We start from the raw sequence: 16,123 nt of genomic DNA, 5'->3' as shown, positions 1-16,123 counted from the left end.
TCTTAAAATGGGAGCTACCATCATGAAAAAGCTGGCAATTACCTTTACCCTCGCCGCGACCGCCCTGTCGATGTCGGCCTGCTCGACGCTGAAAGGAGCCGCGATCGGCGGTGCGGGAGGCGCCGGGGTTGCGGCCGCGACCGGAGGTAGCGTGGAAAAGGGTGCTGCGGTCGGCGGCACCGCGGGCGCGGTGGTCGGCACCGTGGCCGACTGACCTATAGGGCGGGAGAGGCCTGGCTCGGCGTCGCTCCCGCCCGCTCCATTGCCGCAATACGCGGCCCCTCCTTCGGCCGCCCGAACAGGCGCAACAGCGACAGCAATTCGGGACGATCCGGCACGAAGAGCGCGGCGTCGTCGATCACGATCCACTCGCGCGATTGTGGTTCGACCGGACGCCATACGCCGCCGACCGATAGCTCAAATCCCGCCATCATCTCGACCGGCACGGACGGAACGTCCCAGCGTGCAAAAATCGCCGAACGGAACAGCGGATCGGGCGGCAGGGTCAGCGGCGAGACGCCCAGCCGCTCCACCACGGCCGGTGCCAGCGACGGGTCGACCAGCAGGTCGACGTCGTTCACCCGACCGGCTTCGATACCCTGTAGCGCCACGGCGGCGCTGCCGATGATCCACCAGCCTTCCAGAAACGGCACCATCGCTCGCGCGACATTTTGCAATGTCGCGCGAAGCTCCGGCGTCATGACGGCGATCAGTCGCCGGTCAGGATGCGGTCGACCAGCTGCTTCACGGTCGGCACGAATCCGTTGGAATAGAAAGGATCGCGCTTGAAGTTATAGGCCGCGTGGCCCGCGAACATCAGGTTCTGCTCGACATCGCCGCCATGCGCGATCTCTTGCAGCGTCTTCTGGATGCAGAAGCTGCGCGGGTCGGCCAGGCGGCCGGTCGAGTTGGTCTCGCTGTCGGCCCAGCTGGAGAACAGGCATTGCGACAGGCAGCCCATGCAGTCGGCCTGATCCTTGCGGATCTCCTTGGCTTCCTCGGGCGTGACGAAGACCAGCGTATTGTCGGGGGTCTTCAGCGCCATGGTGAAGCCGCTGCCGAACCACTCGCGCGCGCGCAGCAGGTCGCCCTTGGTCACCCAGAAATTCTTGCCCTTCACGCCCACATCGAGCTGGAAGACATGATCGCCCGCTTCCTGGGTCGAGAAGGCGATCTGCCGGTCCGAGCGCGCCTCCAGGTTGCGCAGGAAGGGATTGCGCACCGCGCTGGAATAGAAGCCGGTCGGGGAGAAGCGATGGAGAAGGACATCGCCCTGCTCGATCGTCATCAGCCGCTGCTTCCACTCCTCGGGGATCGGGCTTTCCTGCGTCAGCAAGGGCCGCGTGCCGAACTGGAACGCGATCTTGCCCAGCTCGGGATTGTCGATCCAGTCGTTCCAGTCGCGCAAATACCAGACACCGCCCGCCATCACGATCGGCACGTCGTCGGAAATCCCGCCCTCGCGCATCGTGTCGCGCAGCGCCTTCACGCGCGGATAGGGGTCCTGCGGCTGCAACGGGTCTTCGGCGTTGGACAGGCCGTTATGGCCGCCCGCCAGCCATGGGTCCTCATAGACCACCGCCGCCAGCCATTCCGACGCCTTGGAATAGGCGCGCTTCCACAGCGCGCGGAAGGCGCGGCCCGAGGAGACGATCGGCAGATAGCTGACCTGGTGATGCGCCGCGATCTCGGACAGCTTGTAGGGCATGCCGGCGCCGCAGGTGACGCCCGCGACCAGCCCCTTGGTGCGCGCCAGCACGCCTTCCAGCACCCGCTGCGCGCCGCCCATTTCCCACAGCACGTTGATGTTGATCGCGCCCTTGCCACCGGCAATGTCCCAGGCGCGCTTCACCTGCTGGACCGCACCCTCGATGGCATATTCGATCAGTTCCTCATGCCGCTCGCGCCGGGTCAGCGCGCGGTAGATCTGGGGAATGATCTTGCCGTCTGCATCATAGCTGTCGGCATTGACCGCCGAGACGGTGCCGACGCCGCCAGCCGCAGCCCAGGCCCCCGCCGAGGCGTGGTTGGTGGCGGCGACGCCCTTCCCGCCTTCGATCAGCGGCCATACCTCGCGGCCGTTGTACAGGATGGGGCTCAAGCCTTTGAACACGTCGTTACCTTGTCTGTCCGAAAGGGCCTCATATAGCGTGTTAGGACCGCTTAGCGAGCGGGAATTAACGACACGGCCCGGTACGACGCTCCATGGCGGATCAGCCGAGCGCACCCGGTCGGCCCAGGACCTTTTCGTACAGGGACTTGTAGCGCGCGACCATCAGGCTTTCGTCGAACTCGGCCCGCGCCCGCGCCTGGTTGGCCGCGCCCGCCGCCGCGCGGTGATCGGGATTGAGGATCAGCGCCTGGATCACGTCGCGCAGGCGCACCTCGTTGGGATGGTCGGTGATGAACGGCTGATTGGCCTCCGACACCATCGACGCCACGTCGCCGACCGGCAGCGAGGCGATGGGCAGGCCCGCCGCCATCCCCTCCAGCACCGAGATCGGCGCCTGTTCGGACAGCGAGGACAAGGCGACGATGTCGAAATGCCGGATGAAGCGATAGGGCCGGTCGAGAAAGCCCGGCATGACCAGCCGGTCGGCGATGCCCATCGCGGCGGCGGCCTGCTGGATGGTCGCGCGCTCCGGCCCCTCGCCCACGATCACCAGCCGGAAGCGCCCGGCGATGCCGCCCATCGCGCGGACCAGCATCGGCAGGTTCTTGACGACGCGCAGGCCCGCCAGCGCGCCGACCACCACCTCCTTGGGCTGGCGGACGAAGCCGGGGATCGCCTTGGGCTCGGGGTCGCGGGCATAGAGTGCGGTGTTGATCCCGTTGGGGATGCGGTGCACCCGCTCGGCGGGCTGTTTCCAGGTGGTGCGCGCAATCCCCTCCAGCACATGGCTGGGCACCGCCAGCGCATCCGCCGCCGACAGGGCGATGCGGCGATAGATGTTGCGCTCCAGCTTCAGCCCGCGCGCCTCGTCGGCGTTGAACCCGTCCTCGTGATGGACCAGCGGCGGCGCGCCCTTGGCATAGACGCGGCGCGCCATCACCCCGTCGATCGCCCCCCAATTATAGGTCAGGACCAGATCGAAGCGGCGCATATAGGCGGCGATCGCCTCGTAACGCTTGACCGAGGGCTTGCCGGTCAGCGGCGGCGCATCCTGCGCGATCTCGTAGCGGATGCCCTTGGCGATCGCATCGCGCGCACCGAGTTCGTCGGGCAGCCCCGAGACGATGGTGTGCTTCGCGGCATCGCCGAACGCATTCATCAGCGCGACCGCCCGCGCCTCCTTGCCGCCCAGCGAGAAGGAGGAATGAAGATGGAGGATGTGGAGCGGACGGGCCATGTCCGCCGGATTAGCGGGCATCGGGAAGGTTGAAAACCACTCGCGCCGCCCAGCACTCGTCTTTTCCCGAACAACCAAGCGCCGTCGCGATCGTCAGTCCCTGCCCCAACACTGCACCCGGCGAAGGCCGGGGTCCAGTTGCGGTACGACGGGATCAGGTCAGCAGCACTTACCCAACTGGATCCCGGCCTTCGCCGGGATGGTGCCGCTGGGTTTTGAAGGCGATCCCCCTAACCCGCCACCCGGTCGAGCAACCGGCCGATCCCCGCCAACGCCTCCGGCTCGGTCAGCAGCGGCGTGTGGCCGACGCCCGGCACCGTCACCAGCTCGGACGGCGAAAGGCGCGCGGCCATGCGCTCCGCCACGCCCGCGCCCAATATGTCGGATCGCTCGCCACGCACGACCAGCGTCGGCACGCCGTTCAACGCGTCGAGCGCAGCCCACATATCCGGTCCGCCCTCGGTATTGGGCACGCGGAACGGCTCGGCGATCTTCAGGTCATAGTCGAGGACGATCCGCCCCGCACTGGTCAGGCGGTGGGTGCGCTTGGCCATGGCCAGCCAGTCCTCGACGCCCCAGCCGGGATAGATGTCCTCATTGGTTTCCTGGACGCAGCGCGCGGCGTGGAGCCAGGTCGGGAAGCTCTGCCCCCTGCCGACATAGCCGCGAATGCGCGCCAGCCCCGCCGCCTCGATCTCCGGCCCGATATCGTTGAGCACCGCGCCCGCCAGCCGCCCGCGCGCGGTCGCCGCCAGCACCATGGTCACGATCCCGCCCAGCGAGGTGCCGACCGCGACGAACCGGCCGATGCCCAGTTCGTCCAGCATCGCCTCGACATCCTGGACATAGGTGAGCGGCACATAGCTCATCGGGTCCTTGGCATAGGCGCTTTCGCCCCGCCCCCGGAAACTGACCGCGATCACCCGCGCGCGGCCCGCCAGCGCCTCGGCCAGACCTTCGAAATCGCGCGCATTGCGGGTCAGGCCGGGCAGGCAGATGACGGGGGGCAGCGCGTCCGCCCCCGGATAGTCCCGTGCGTGGAGCCGCAGCCCGTCTTTCGACCACCAATAACGATTCTCATAGGCCGTCATGCTTGAAGGTCCTCCGGTGCCGCCTCCATATCGCGGCATGCCCGTTTCCCCGCAAGCCTATCGCCCCGCCCGCGCCCTGACCGAGATCGCCGACATCCTCGCCGATCCGGTCGCGCCCGCCGACTTTCCGCAGACCATCCTGCGCTTCCGCAACGATCGAGCGGCGGCCGAGATCGGGCTGGACACGCTGACCGACGACGAATGGGGCGCGCATCTCGGCCGGTTCCAGCCGCTGCCCGACACGCTGCCCGGCCCGGTCGCGCTGCGTTATCATGGGCACCAGTTCCGCCAGTATAATTCCGACCTGGGCGACGGGCGCGGCTTCACCTTCGCGCAGATGACCGCGACCGATGGCCGGCTGCTCGAACTCGGCACCAAGGGGTCGGGGCAGACGCCGTACAGCCGGTTCGGCGACGGTCGCCTGACGCTGAAGGGCGGGGTGCGCGAAATCCTGGCGACCGAGATGCTGGAGGCGTTGAACGTCCCCACCTCGCGCACGCTGTCGCTGATCGAGACGGGCGAGGCGCTGCACCGGGGCGACGAGCCCTCCCCCACCCGCTCGGCGGTGATGGTGCGGATGAGCCATGGCCATATCCGCATCGGCAGTTTCCAGCGGCTCGCCTTCGAGCGCGACGAGGCCGGGATGAAGCGGCTGGTCGCCTATGCCCTGCATCACCTCTATGGCGAGGATTCGGATGATCCCGTCCGGCTGCTGACGCTGGTGGCGGAGCGGACCGCGACCCTGGCGGCGCGCTACATGGCCGCCGGATTCGTCCATGGCGTGCTCAATTCGGACAATATCAACGTCACGGGCGAGAGCTTCGACTATGGCCCATGGCGGTTCGCCCCGGTCTGGGCCCCCGAATTCACCGCCGCCTATTTCGACCAGAGCGGCCTCTATGCCTTGGGCCGTCAGCCCGAGGCGATCCAGTGGGACGTGATGCAGCTCGCCTCCAGCCTGCGCCTGATCGCCGAAAGCGAGCCGCTGATCGCGGCGCTCGACGGCTTTGCCACCACCTATCAGACGGCGATCGTCGCGGCGATCCTCTGGCGGCTGGGCGTCACCCCGCGCGAGGCCACCGAGGACCGCGCGCTGGTCCAGACCTTCGAGCGCGCGCTGCGCACCAGCCAGGCCTCGATCGACCGTACCTATTTCGATCTGTTCGGCGGGTCGGTGCCCGATCATTATGACGAGACGTGGGACGCGCTCCGCGACCTGATCGAGCCCTATGCGCCGCGACGCGCCCGCGATCACGCCTATTGGCAGGGCTCGCCCGAATCGATGCTGATTGACGAGGTCGAGGCGATCTGGGCGCCCATCGCCGAGCGGGACGACTGGACGCCGCTCTACGACAAGGTGGAGCGGATTCGCGCGATGGGCGCGGCGCTTGCCGGGGGTCCCGGCACGGCCTAGCCTCGCCGCCATGACCCAGTTCCTGTCGACCCATGAGCCCGCCACCGGCGCGCTGATCGCCAAACTGCCGATCGGGGATGCCACGCAGGAAGTCGCCGCCGCGCGTGCCGGATGGCCGGGCTGGGCGGCCACCCCGCTGGCGGAGCGGATCGCCACGCTCCACCGCTTTGCCGAGCTGGTGCGGGAGCGCGCCGCATCCTTTGCCGAGCTGATCGCGCGCGAGACCGGCAAGCCGCTGTGGGAGGCCGCGACCGAGGTCGACACCGTGGTCGCCAAGGTCGCCATCTCGATCACCGCGCAGGCTGAGCGTGCGGGCGAGCGCGTCACCGACCAGCCGGGCGGCGGGCGCATGGCGTTGCGCCACCGGCCGCACGGGGTGCTGGCGGTGCTGGGGCCGTATAATTTCCCGGCGCACCTGCCCAATGGTCATATCGTGCCTGCGCTCCTCGCGGGGAATGCGGTGGTGTTCAAACCCTCCGAAAAGACGCCCGCGACGGGGGCGTTCCTGGTCGAATGCTATCATGCGGCGGGCGTGCCGGACGGGGTCGTGCGGCTGCTGGTCGGCGGACCCGACCAGGGGCGGGCGCTGGCGGGGCATGAGGGTATCGACGGGTTGCTCTTCACCGGATCGGCGCGCACCGGCATCGCGCTCAACCGCCAGTTCGCCGAGCGGCCGGAAAAGATCCTCGCGCTGGAGATGGGCGGCAACAACCCGATCCTCGTCTGGGACGATCCCGACCCGGATGCCGCCGCCGCGCTGATCGCCCAGTCCGCCTTCACTACCGCCGGACAGCGCTGCACGGCCGGGCGGCGGCTGATCGTCGAGGATCGGCTGTACGATCCGGTGATGGCGGCGCTGACCCGGCTGACCGACCGGCTGATCGTCGGCGCGCCGCAGGATGACCCCGCGCCCTTCATGGGGTCGGTGATCGACAATGCGGCGGCCGATCATCTGCTGGCACGGGCCGACGAACTGATCGCGAGCGGCGCGACGGTCGTCCGCCCGCTGGCGCGTCTTACCCCCGGCCTGCCACTGCTGAGCCCCTCGATCCTCGACGTGACCGATGCGACGGAGCGGCCCGATGACGAGTTGTTCGGCCCGGTCCTACAGGTTTCGCGCGCGCGGGATTTCGGGCAGGCGATCGAACAGGCCAACGCCACCCGCTACGGCCTGTCCGCCTCGCTGATTTCGCCCTCGCGCGAACGATACGAGGCATTCTGGACCGGCATCCGCGCCGGGATCGTCAACTGGAACCGCCCGACCAATGGCGCGGCGTCGAGCGCGCCGTTCGGCGGTATCGGCTGGTCGGGCAATCACCGCCCCAGCGCCTATTACGCCGCCGACTATTGCGCCTATCCGGTCGCCAGCGCCGAGACCGACCATATCGCCGCCGCGATCCCGGTCGGTCTTCGCTGAACAGGAAAATGGCCCGGAACCAGGGTTCCGGGCCATCCCCGATCAGAAGCGGGCGGAAATGCCGACCCGCAGGGTCCGTCCCCGTACCGTGTAATAGGCCGGGAAGGTGTTGAAGTACGATCCGCTCGAAGCCGTCGCGGCATCGCCGATCAGCGGCGGATCCTTGTCGAAGATGTTCTGGACGTTGAAGCGTACGTCGATCCCCTTCACCAGCGTGACATTGGTGTTGAAGTCGAAATAGCTATAGGCCGGAATCCGCTGGACCAGCGGATAGGTCTCACCCGCCTTGGCAGCCAGCACCGAGTTCTTCGAGAGCTTCGCATTGCTGGTGCCCCCCACATAGCGCCAGGTGAACCCGACGCCGCCCTTGATCCATGGCAACTGCCAATTCACTCCGGCGACATGGCGCCAACGCGGCATCGGATCAACGCAGGCGAAGCCGAAATAGCCCAGGCACGACCAGGGTGTGTTGCCCGGTGCGAACTGCCGCTCATATTTGGTAGTCAGCGTTCCGTTGAAGTTCAGGCCGAAGGTGCCGATGTCGTCGGCGATCCCCAGACGTTTCGGATCGAGCGCATAGTTGGCCCCGAAGTCGATACCCCGCGTCTTGGTATAGCCGGAGTTGTTGTACCGTGCGTCGGCGACGAGCAGCTGTCCGGACTGCGGGTCACGCTTGTAGAACTGACAGAAGAATTCGACCTTGTTGTTGTAACATTGGTCGAAAGCCATACCGATCCGCGTCCATTCGAAGGCGCCACGGATATCGATGTCATACCAGTCGACGGTGGCGGACAGACCGGGGATGCCGCGCGGTTGCAGCACCACGCCCAGCGTCTTGCTGCGCGAACGTTCGGGTTGCAGCCCGGCATTGCCGCCATTGACCAGGGTCGTCGGGCAATAGCCCTGTGAATTGCATCCCGTATAGCTGGTCAGCGCGTCATATTGTGCTCGCGTCATGCCGATCGAGCACTGATCGAAGGTGTAACGCTGGACAGTGTTGGCGCCGCTGGACGCACGGGGCGGGGCACACAGGTCGAGCATCAGCGAATTGGGATAGCGGTTCTCGCCTTCCAGCCGCGGGAGCACGCCGACCCGCACCGCGCGGTTATAGCTGCCCCGGAAGCGGATGCCGTCCACGGGGGCCCAGCTCGCCTCCGCCTTCCAGCTATGCACCAGCGACTGATAGACGTCGTAATCGGAAATCCGATAGCCGCCATTGACGCTGAGTTCCTTGAAGAACGGCTTGTTCTCGATCAGCGGGATATCGATTTCGCCGCCAAGTTCCTTCACGCTGGTCCGGCCGTCAAACGTCGTGAAGGTCGACCAAGCGCCTATCCCCTTCGACTGGTTGCGATATTTGCGATATTCGCCGGTGATCGCAAAGCCGACGCCGCTTTCGGCAAATGGGCTTTTGATCCCGTAATCCTCCAGCGTGCCCGACACGATGGCGTTGATGACCTGCAGATCGTTCTGCTGGCGGCGGCTGCCATCGGTGGTCAGATAATTATAGACCGCGTCGCTGACCGGCGAGTTGACCGAGAAGGCATCGACCGGCTGGCAGATCGGATCGCTTCCGTCGATCTTGGACAGACAGGTCGGAACGCCGTTGACGTTACGGACCTGAAGACCGCGCCCCATACGGGCTTCCTGGTCCGCTGCCGGCAGATGGTCCGCATAGCCCCGCATGATGTTGCGGGTCTGCTGATAGCTGAGTTCGAAGCGGATCTTGTCGACGATCGTGCCCGACAGGTTCAACGATCCGCGCCAATCGGCCGTGGTGTTGCGGAAGTTCTGGATCATGCCCGGCCGGAACAGCGACACCGCAATCGGATCGCTGAGCGCCGTCGTGCCCGCCGCCGCACCGCAGATCACCTGGGCCTGCTGCTGCCCCAGGAAGGGATTGTCGCAGTTGACGCGGGCGCTGGGCGTCCAGATGCCGCCATCGATCGAAAGGGCGCCACGCTCAACGATGCTGCTGTACAGGAAGCTGCCGTTCAGCCGCATGCCCGCCGGCAGGTCGGCGGTCAGGAAGCCGCCGACATTGACCTGCTCGTTGCGACGCTGGACCGCGTCGACACGCTGGATGCGCTGCTCGTCCTGCACGTCATAGGGGCGGAAGCTACGCGAACCATCGCGTGCGTTGGTGAGGTCCTGGTTGTTGATCCCGAAATAGCTGTACGGATTGTAGGTCGTGCCGTTGCACGTCCACTTGGTGTTGCCTGCCTCCACCTTGTTCGGGTCGAACATCAGCAGCGGACAGTTGGTCGTGTCCAGATTGCGGTACTGGATCGGGTCGGCGCGCTTGTAGGTCGCGAAGGCGCTGAGATTGACCTTGTCGTCCAGGAACGAATGCCCGGCCGCCAGCGACGCATAGTAATTGCCGCCGCCCAGATAGCTGCCGCGCGGATAGGTGTAGCCCGCCTCCTGCGCCACCTTGGCCAGCAGCGGATTGTTGTTGTTGTGGTTGAAGCCGCTAACCTCGCCATCGAAGGCGATGCCGTTGAACTTGCGCTTCACGATGAAGTTGACGACGCCCGCGATCGCGTCCGAACCATAGACCGCCGATGCGCCGCCGGTCATGATGTCGATCCGCTCGATCAGCGCGCCGGGAACGATATTGACGTCATTGTCCATCCGCTGCCCGTTGAGCAGCGTCAGCGTACGGCCCGCCCCCAGACTGCGCAGCCCGACCGGCGCAGCGCCGGAGTCCCAGCTCTGCCCCTGAAGTCCCAGCATCGGCGTGACCTGCGGCAGTTGCGCCAGCGCGTCCTCGACGCGGGCGAGGCCCCGCTCCTTCAGATAGGTGGCGTCGATCGTGGTGATCGGCGCATTGCTTTCCATGTTCGGCCGCACGATGCGCGTACCCGTGACGATCACGTCGCCGAGATCGACCTTTTCCTGCTTGGCGTCGATCCTGTCGGTCGATGCCGCCACACCCGTGACGACGGAGGCCTCGGTCTTGGCCTTGTCGTCGTCACCCGCCGGAGTCGTTTGCGCCGACGCAACGCCCGTCCACGCCAGCGCAATCAAGGATGCCCCAATCCCCATTTTGGAGCAATATGATGTCTTCACTACTACGCCCCCTATCAACTTCTTCTACTTTCGCTCATCAAAGCACATCTCAATGCGAATCACAAATATAATATACTATCGTCCCGGTCCCGCCCCGCGCGGCACCCAAGCTGATCTACCCCTGCCCCAAGCATCGCTCGGTTGTGGCAGGCGCGGAGCGGGCGCACATGGGCATCATGGCTAGTCTCCTCGATCCCGCCGCGCGTGGACGCGTGATCCTTGTCGGTGCAGGCCCCGGCGATCCGGGCCTGCTGACGGTTCGCGCGGTCGAGGCGCTGAAACAGGCCGATGTCGTCGTGCATGACGGGCTGATCGATCCGCGCGTGCTCGACATCGCGCCCGGCACGGCACAGCGCATTTCGGTGGCCAAGCGGCGCGCGCGGCACACCCTGTCGCAGGACGCGATCAACGCGCTGATCGTCGCGCATGTGAAGACCGGCGCGATCGTCGTGCGACTGAAGGGCGGCGACCCCTTCATCTTCGGGCGCGGCGGCGAAGAGGTGGAGGCGGTGCGCGCCGCCGGCCTGCGCGTCGAGGTGATTCCCGGTGTCTCGGCCGCGCTCGGCTGCGCGGCGGAGGCGATGCTGCCGCTGACGCACCGCGACCATGCCTCGGCGGTGTCCTTCGTCGCGGGCCAGTGCAAGGGGCTGACCGATCAGGACTGGTCGGGGCTGGCGGGCCAGGGCCGCACGCTCGTCATCTATATGGGCGTCGCGACCGCCAACGGCATCGCCGACAAGCTGATGGCGGACGGCGTCGCCCCCGACATGCCGGTCGCGGTGCTGGAGCGCGGCACGCTGGAGGGCCACCGCGCCATCCGCACCCTGCTCGCCGACCTCGGGCCGATGGTCGAGCGCGAAAAGGTGCAGAGCCCGGCGATCATCGTCGTGGGCGAGGTGGTGGAATTGTCGGATGCCGAGGACAAGCTGGCGCGTTGGGCCCGCGTGGCGGAAGGGATGAACGCATGAAGCTGTTGACGGGCAATGATCTGGCGACCGGCGATGTCGTCTGGTGGACGGGGCGCGACTGGTCGCGTCATATCGAGGATGCGGTCGATGTCGGCACGGCTGGCGAAGCGATCCTGCGCGCCGAGGAAGGCGCGCGCCGGGTCAACGTCCCCTATCTGATCGATGCCGAGGCGACCGGGCAAGGCCCCCGCCCCGCGCATATCAAGGACCGTATCCGCGCGCTCGGCCCCACGGTACGCCCCGACCTGACGCTGAAGCCCGCCGATGCCGATGCCGGCGCCTGGGTGATCTGAGAGAGACGCGATGTACGTTTACGACGAATATGACCAGAGCATCGTCGATGCCCGTGTCGAGGAGTTTCGCGACCAGGTGGAACGCCGCCTGTCGGGCGCGCTGACCGAGGATCAGTTCAAGCCGCTGCGGCTGATGAACGGGCTCTATCTTCAGCTTCACGCCTATATGCTGCGCGTCGCGGTGCCCTATGGCACGCTGGACAGCCGCCAGATGCGGATGCTGGGCCATATCGCGCGCAAATATGATCGCGGCTACGGCCATTTCACCACCCGCCAGAACATCCAGTATAACTGGATCAAGCTGGCCGATGCGCCCGACATCCTGGCCGAGCTGGCGACCGTGCAGATGCATGCCATCCAGACCTCGGGCAATTGCATCCGCAACATCTCGTCCGACCAGTTCGCGGGCGCGGCCGCCGATGAAGTCACCGATCCGCGTCCCTGGGCTGAATTGCTGCGGCAATGGTCGACCTTCCACCCCGAATTCACCTATCTCCCGCGCAAGTTCAAGATCGCGGTGATCGCCGCGGACGAGGATCGCGCGGCGATGCGGCTGCACGATATCGGCATCCAGCTGCTGGAGCGCGATGGCGTGCTGGGCGCGAAGATCTTCGTCGGCGGCGGCATGGGCCGCACCCCGATGATCGCGCATGAGGTGAAGGACTTCATCACCGCCGACCATCTGATGAGCTATCTGGAGGCGTGCCTGCGGGTCTATAACCGCTATGGCCGTCGCGACAATATCTACAAGGCGCGGATCAAGATCCTGCTGCACGAGATAGGCGTCGACGCCTATCGCGACCAGGTGGAGGCGGAGTTCGCCGCGATCCGCGAGCTGGGCATCGATCCGCCCGTGGCCGAGCTGGCACGGATCACCGCGATGTTCGCCGGACCGGGCTTCGCCAGCGACGCGCCCGATAGCGTGGACCGGTCCGATCCCGACTTCGCGGTCTGGCTCGACCAGAATGTCGCACGCCACAAGCAGCCCGGCCATGCCATCGTCACGATCAGCCTGAAGCCGATCGGCGGGATTCCCGGCGACGCCTCGGCCGACCAGATCGACCTGATGGCCGACCTGGCCGAGCGTTACGGCCATGACGAACTGCGCGTCACCCATGCCCAGAACATCGTCCTGCCGCATGTCCGCAAGGCCGACCTCCACGCCATCTGGACCGCGCTTCGCGAAGCCGGGCTGGCCGAGGCGAACCTAGACCTGATCTCTGACATCATCGCCTGCCCCGGCCTGGATTATTGCAGCCTGGCCAATGCCCGCTCCATCCCGCTGGCGCAGAAGATCGGCGAGCGTTTCGCCGGGCGGCAGCGCGAGCTGGGCGAGTTGAAGCTCAAGATTTCGGGCTGCATCAACGCCTGCGGCCACCATCATGCCGGGCATATCGGCATCCTGGGCGTCGACAAGAAGGGCACCGAAAACTACCAGCTGCTGCTCGGCGGATCGGGCGCGGAGGACGTGTCGCTCGGCAAGATCACCGGCCCCGGTTTCGACGAGGACGGCGTGGTCGACGCGATCGAGCGCGTGACCGACCGTTATGTCCAGCTTCGCGAGGGCGGTGAACGCTTCCTCGACACCTATCGCCGCGTCGGCATGCAGCCGTTCAAGGAAGCCATTTATGGTTGATCCGATCACCGTGAACACCGATGCGGGCGAGACGCTGCTGCGCTTTCGCGACGATGTGGCGCATGACGAACCGGCGGTGACGCTGGATGCGTTCCTGGGCCAGACCAACGCCACCGCCGTCCGGCTGGAGGCGGGCGACGATGCGCGCGCGCTCCTCCCGCATCTGGGGCAGATCGCTTTGGTCGAGATCAGCTTCCCGACCTTCCGCGACGGGCGCGGCTATTCGGCGGCGCGGATTCTGCGCGAGGCGGGGTTCGAGGGCGAACTCCGCGCGGCGGGCGACGTGCTGGTCGACCAGATCCCGCATATGCGCCGCTGCGGCTTCGACAGCTTCGCGCCCGAAAAGCCGGTCGATGCGGCGACGCTGACCAAGCTGCTCGCCCTCTATCCGCAACCCTATCAGAAAGCCGCCGATGCCCGCGTGCCGGTGTGGAAGCGGCGTCATGGCTGAGCGGTCGCTCGACCGGATCGACGTTCGGCCGGCTTACACGGCGGAGGACGCTGCGGCTTATGAAGCGCGCTTCGCGGGCGTGGCTGCGCCCGAGATGCTGCGCACCCTGCTGACCGGCGAGCTGCGCGGGCAGATCGCGGCGGTGTCGTCCTTCGGCACCGAGTCCGCCGTACTGCTGCACATGGTGGCGCAGGCCGATCCCGCGACGCCGGTGGTCTTCACCGACACGCTGAAGATGTTTCCCGAGACGCTGGCGTATCGCGATACGCTGGTCGCACGGCTGGGCCTGCTCGATGTGCGCGTCATCCAGCCCGACCCGGCGCTGCTCGCCGCGAAGGACCCCGAGGGCATCCGCCATGGCTATGATCCCGATGGCTGCTGCGACCTGCGCAAGGTCGAGCCGCTGGCGCGCGGTCTTACCCCGTTCGAGGCCTGGATTTCGGGTCGCAAGGGCTTCCAGGCGGGCACCCGCCGCGCCCTGCCCCGGTTCGAGGTCGAGGATGGCCGGTTGAAGCTCAACCCGCTGGCGGATTGGGACAAGACGGCGCTGGACGGCTATTTCGCCGAACACGACCTGCCGCGCCATCCACTGGAGGCACAGGGCTATCTTTCGATCGGCTGCGCGCCCTGCACCAGCAAGGTCAAGCCCGGCGAAGACCCGCGTGCGGGGAGATGGCGCGGGTTCGACAAGGTGGAATGCGGGATACACCGGCCGGTGGAGGCCGTTCGGTCGGTCTGAGGGACTTGGATCCCTTGGCCACTCTTGCCTCCTCCGGTGTTACGCAAAAGCATTCCCACCTCCGTTCGCACTGAGCGAAGTCGAAGTGCACGCCCCGGACCATGCGGCCAGGGCTTTGCGTGGCCTTCGACTTCGCTCAGGCTGAACGGAGGTTGGAATCAATACCCCGCGAAGTCGGTGAACCGCGTGATCGTCGGGTCGAACTTCATCACGACCTTGCCGGTCGCGCCGTGACGCTGTTTCGCGACGATCAGTTCGGCCAGGCCGTAGACCCGCTCCACCTCGGTCGCCCATTTCGCGTGGTCCTCGAAGACCTTGCCATCATCGCCTTCCATCGGGCGCTTGGGCTCGCGCTGCATCATGTAATAGTCTTCGCGGAACACGAACCAGACCATGTCGGCGTCCTGCTCGATCGAGCCCGATTCGCGAAGGTCGGACAGCATCGGCCGCTTGTCCTCGCGCTGCTCGACCGCGCGGGACAGCTGAGACAGCGCCAGCACCGGCACGTTCATGTCCTTGGCCAGCGTCTTGAGCCCGCGCGAAATCTCCGAGATTTCCTGCACGCGGTTGCCCTCCGACGACTTGCCCGATCCGGTCAGCAGCTGGAGATAGTCGACCACGACCAGCCCGATCTCGTTGTTATGCCGCCGCTGCAACCGCCGGACACGGGTGTGCAGCGCGGAGATGGACAGGCCGCCGGTATCGTCGATGAACAGCGGCAGCTGCTCCAGCTCGGCGGCGGCGGCGGCCAGCTGCGCGAACTCGTTGCGGCTGATCTTGCCCATGCGCAGCGCCTCGGAGCTGATCCCCGACTGTTCGGCCAGGATACGCGTCGCCAGCTGGTCGGCGGACATTTCGAGGCTGAAGAAGGCAACCTTGGCGCCGACCGACTCGGACGGCGGGATGCCGTCCTGCATGTCACGCATCCAGCGCCGCGCGGCGTTGAACGCGATGTTGGTGGCGAGCGAGGTCTTGCCCATGCCCGGACGGCCCGCCAGGATCATCAAGTCGGAGCGGTGCATACCGCCGATCTTGGCATTGACCGAGTCCAGGCCGGTGGTGATGCCCGAGACATGGCCGCCCGAATTCAGCGCGCGCTCGGCATTCTTGACCGCCATGGTAGTGGCCTGGGCAAAGCTCTTCACCGCATTTTCGGAGCCGCCGTCCGCCGCGACCTTGAACAGCTCGTTTTCGGCCAGTTCGATCTGCGCGCGCGGATTGACCTCTTCGGAGGTATCCATCGCCCGATCGACCAGCGTCCGCCCCACCGTCACCAGCGCACGGAGCATGGCCAGGTCGTAGATCTGCGTCGCGAACTGCCGCGCGCCGATCAGGCCCGCGCCCGACCCGGTCAGCTGGGCGAGATAGGCCGGGCCGCCCAGCGCCTTCATCCCCTCGTCCGCTTCGAACATCGGGCGCAGCGTGACGGGGGTCGCCAGCATGTCGGTGGCGCGCAGATTCTTGATCGCGGCGAAGACGCGGCCATGGACCGGCTCGAAGAAATGGTCCGGGTCCAGCCGGTCGACCAGATCGTCGGCCAGCCGGTTGTCGATCATCATCGCGCCCAGCAGCGCGGCCTCCGCCTCGATATTGCGGGGGAGCTGCTGCGGCTCGGCGGCGGCAGCGGTGTTCGGAAATGCGAGGGTGGCCATTTCTTCGGCGTTAGCGCGGAGTGGCGCCGGATGAAAACGC

Annotated in this window: 14 protein-coding genes; 8 read left to right on the top strand and 6 right to left on the bottom strand. The window is 66.6% G+C overall.

Going from position 1 to position 16,123, the window contains the following annotated elements:
* Positions 1-22: 22 nt before the first annotated feature.
* Positions 23-214: a YMGG-like glycine zipper-containing protein gene (locus tag ABIC44_RS11245; protein WP_354295475.1), complete on the top strand. Its 192-nt coding sequence runs from the start codon at positions 23-25 to the stop codon at positions 212-214.
* A 1-nt stretch (position 215) separates the two neighbouring features.
* On the opposite strand, the gene ABIC44_RS11240 is transcribed toward ABIC44_RS11245, so the two are convergent.
* From ABIC44_RS11240 to ABIC44_RS11225, 4 genes are all read right to left on the bottom strand, one after another.
* Positions 216-701, bottom strand: coding sequence for a hypothetical protein (locus ABIC44_RS11240; RefSeq protein ID WP_354295474.1), 486 nt, complete (start codon positions 699-701; stop codon positions 216-218).
* A gap of 8 nt (positions 702-709) precedes the next feature.
* Positions 710-2,113, bottom strand: coding sequence for an NAD(P)H-dependent flavin oxidoreductase (locus ABIC44_RS11235; RefSeq protein WP_354295472.1), 1,404 nt, complete (start codon positions 2,111-2,113; stop codon positions 710-712).
* Positions 2,114-2,213: 100 nt separating this feature from the next.
* Positions 2,214-3,350 carry a glycosyltransferase gene (locus ABIC44_RS11230; protein ID WP_354295470.1) on the bottom strand — a complete coding sequence of 379 codons (1,137 nt, stop codon included), beginning with the start codon at positions 3,348-3,350 and terminating at the stop codon, positions 2,214-2,216.
* Positions 3,351-3,580: 230 nt separating this feature from the next.
* On the bottom strand, positions 3,581-4,441 hold the full coding sequence (locus ABIC44_RS11225) for an alpha/beta fold hydrolase (RefSeq protein ID WP_354295468.1): 861 nt from the start codon (positions 4,439-4,441) through the stop codon (positions 3,581-3,583).
* Positions 4,442-4,478: 37 nt separating this feature from the next.
* On the opposite strand from ABIC44_RS11225, the gene ABIC44_RS11220 reads away from it, so the two are divergent.
* Positions 4,479-5,855: a protein adenylyltransferase SelO family protein gene (locus ABIC44_RS11220; RefSeq protein WP_354295466.1), complete on the top strand. Its 1,377-nt coding sequence runs from the start codon at positions 4,479-4,481 to the stop codon at positions 5,853-5,855.
* A gap of 10 nt (positions 5,856-5,865) precedes the next feature.
* A complete protein-coding gene (gene astD / locus ABIC44_RS11215) occupies positions 5,866-7,272 on the top strand; it encodes a succinylglutamate-semialdehyde dehydrogenase (RefSeq protein WP_354295465.1) in 1,407 nt (468 codons plus the stop codon).
* A 42-nt stretch (positions 7,273-7,314) separates the two neighbouring features.
* On the opposite strand, the gene ABIC44_RS11210 is transcribed toward astD, so the two are convergent.
* A complete protein-coding gene (locus ABIC44_RS11210) occupies positions 7,315-10,302 on the bottom strand; it encodes a TonB-dependent receptor domain-containing protein (RefSeq protein ID WP_354295463.1) in 2,988 nt (995 codons plus the stop codon).
* A gap of 218 nt (positions 10,303-10,520) precedes the next feature.
* Between ABIC44_RS11210 and cobA the strand changes: the two genes are divergently transcribed.
* Genes cobA through ABIC44_RS11185 form a run of 5 tightly spaced genes read left to right on the top strand, consistent with a single transcriptional unit; the run spans position 10,521 to position 14,431 of the window.
* Positions 10,521-11,312: a uroporphyrinogen-III C-methyltransferase gene (gene cobA, locus ABIC44_RS11205; protein ID WP_307104605.1), complete on the top strand. Its 792-nt coding sequence runs from the start codon at positions 10,521-10,523 to the stop codon at positions 11,310-11,312.
* Entirely contained in the window at positions 11,309-11,605 is a 297-nt protein-coding gene (locus tag ABIC44_RS11200; RefSeq protein WP_354295462.1) for a DUF2849 domain-containing protein, read from the top strand. Before cobA ends, ABIC44_RS11200 begins: the two co-directional genes overlap by 4 nt.
* A 10-nt stretch (positions 11,606-11,615) precedes the next feature.
* Positions 11,616-13,241 (top strand): nitrite/sulfite reductase, encoded by a 1,626-nt coding sequence (locus ABIC44_RS11195; protein WP_354295460.1) that lies wholly within the window; start codon positions 11,616-11,618, stop codon positions 13,239-13,241.
* Positions 13,234-13,692 carry a DUF934 domain-containing protein gene (locus tag ABIC44_RS11190; protein ID WP_354295459.1) on the top strand — a complete coding sequence of 153 codons (459 nt, stop codon included), beginning with the start codon at positions 13,234-13,236 and terminating at the stop codon, positions 13,690-13,692. The genes ABIC44_RS11195 and ABIC44_RS11190 overlap by 8 nt, the downstream gene beginning before the upstream one ends.
* Positions 13,685-14,431: a phosphoadenylyl-sulfate reductase gene (locus ABIC44_RS11185; RefSeq protein ID WP_354295458.1), complete on the top strand. Its 747-nt coding sequence runs from the start codon at positions 13,685-13,687 to the stop codon at positions 14,429-14,431. Before ABIC44_RS11190 ends, ABIC44_RS11185 begins: the two co-directional genes overlap by 8 nt.
* A gap of 158 nt (positions 14,432-14,589) precedes the next feature.
* Here the strand turns inward: ABIC44_RS11185 and ABIC44_RS11180 are convergent, their stop codons facing one another.
* A complete protein-coding gene (locus ABIC44_RS11180; protein ID WP_307100268.1) occupies positions 14,590-16,083 on the bottom strand; it encodes a replicative DNA helicase in 1,494 nt (497 codons plus the stop codon).
* Between the last annotated feature and the right edge of the window lie 40 nt (positions 16,084-16,123).

The organism is Sphingomonas sp. 1185 (assembly GCF_040544655.1).
Classification (GTDB): domain Bacteria; phylum Pseudomonadota; class Alphaproteobacteria; order Sphingomonadales; family Sphingomonadaceae; genus Sphingomonas.
This window is presented reverse-complemented; position numbering and strand designations above follow the sequence as displayed.

Bases quoted from the DNA above. Each gene is read 5' to 3' on its own strand.
- ABIC44_RS11220 (WP_354295466.1), top strand. From the start codon at position 4,479: ATGCCCGTTTCCCCGCAAGCCTATCGCCCCGCCCGCGCCCTGACCGAG.
- ABIC44_RS11180 (WP_307100268.1), bottom strand. From the start codon at position 16,083: ATGGCCACCCTCGCATTTCCGAACACCGCTGCCGCCGCCGAGCCGCAG.
- ABIC44_RS11195 (WP_354295460.1), top strand. From the start codon at position 11,616: ATGTACGTTTACGACGAATATGACCAGAGCATCGTCGATGCCCGTGTC.
- astD (WP_354295465.1), top strand. From the start codon at position 5,866: ATGACCCAGTTCCTGTCGACCCATGAGCCCGCCACCGGCGCGCTGATC.
- ABIC44_RS11185 (WP_354295458.1), top strand. From the start codon at position 13,685: ATGGCTGAGCGGTCGCTCGACCGGATCGACGTTCGGCCGGCTTACACG.
- ABIC44_RS11240 (WP_354295474.1), bottom strand. From the start codon at position 701: ATGACGCCGGAGCTTCGCGCGACATTGCAAAATGTCGCGCGAGCGATG.
- ABIC44_RS11225 (WP_354295468.1), bottom strand. From the start codon at position 4,441: ATGACGGCCTATGAGAATCGTTATTGGTGGTCGAAAGACGGGCTGCGG.
- ABIC44_RS11190 (WP_354295459.1), top strand. From the start codon at position 13,234: ATGGTTGATCCGATCACCGTGAACACCGATGCGGGCGAGACGCTGCTG.
- ABIC44_RS11245 (WP_354295475.1), top strand. From the start codon at position 23: ATGAAAAAGCTGGCAATTACCTTTACCCTCGCCGCGACCGCCCTGTCG.
- cobA (WP_307104605.1), top strand. From the start codon at position 10,521: ATGGCTAGTCTCCTCGATCCCGCCGCGCGTGGACGCGTGATCCTTGTC.
- ABIC44_RS11200 (WP_354295462.1), top strand. From the start codon at position 11,309: ATGAAGCTGTTGACGGGCAATGATCTGGCGACCGGCGATGTCGTCTGG.
- ABIC44_RS11230 (WP_354295470.1), bottom strand. From the start codon at position 3,350: ATGGCCCGTCCGCTCCACATCCTCCATCTTCATTCCTCCTTCTCGCTG.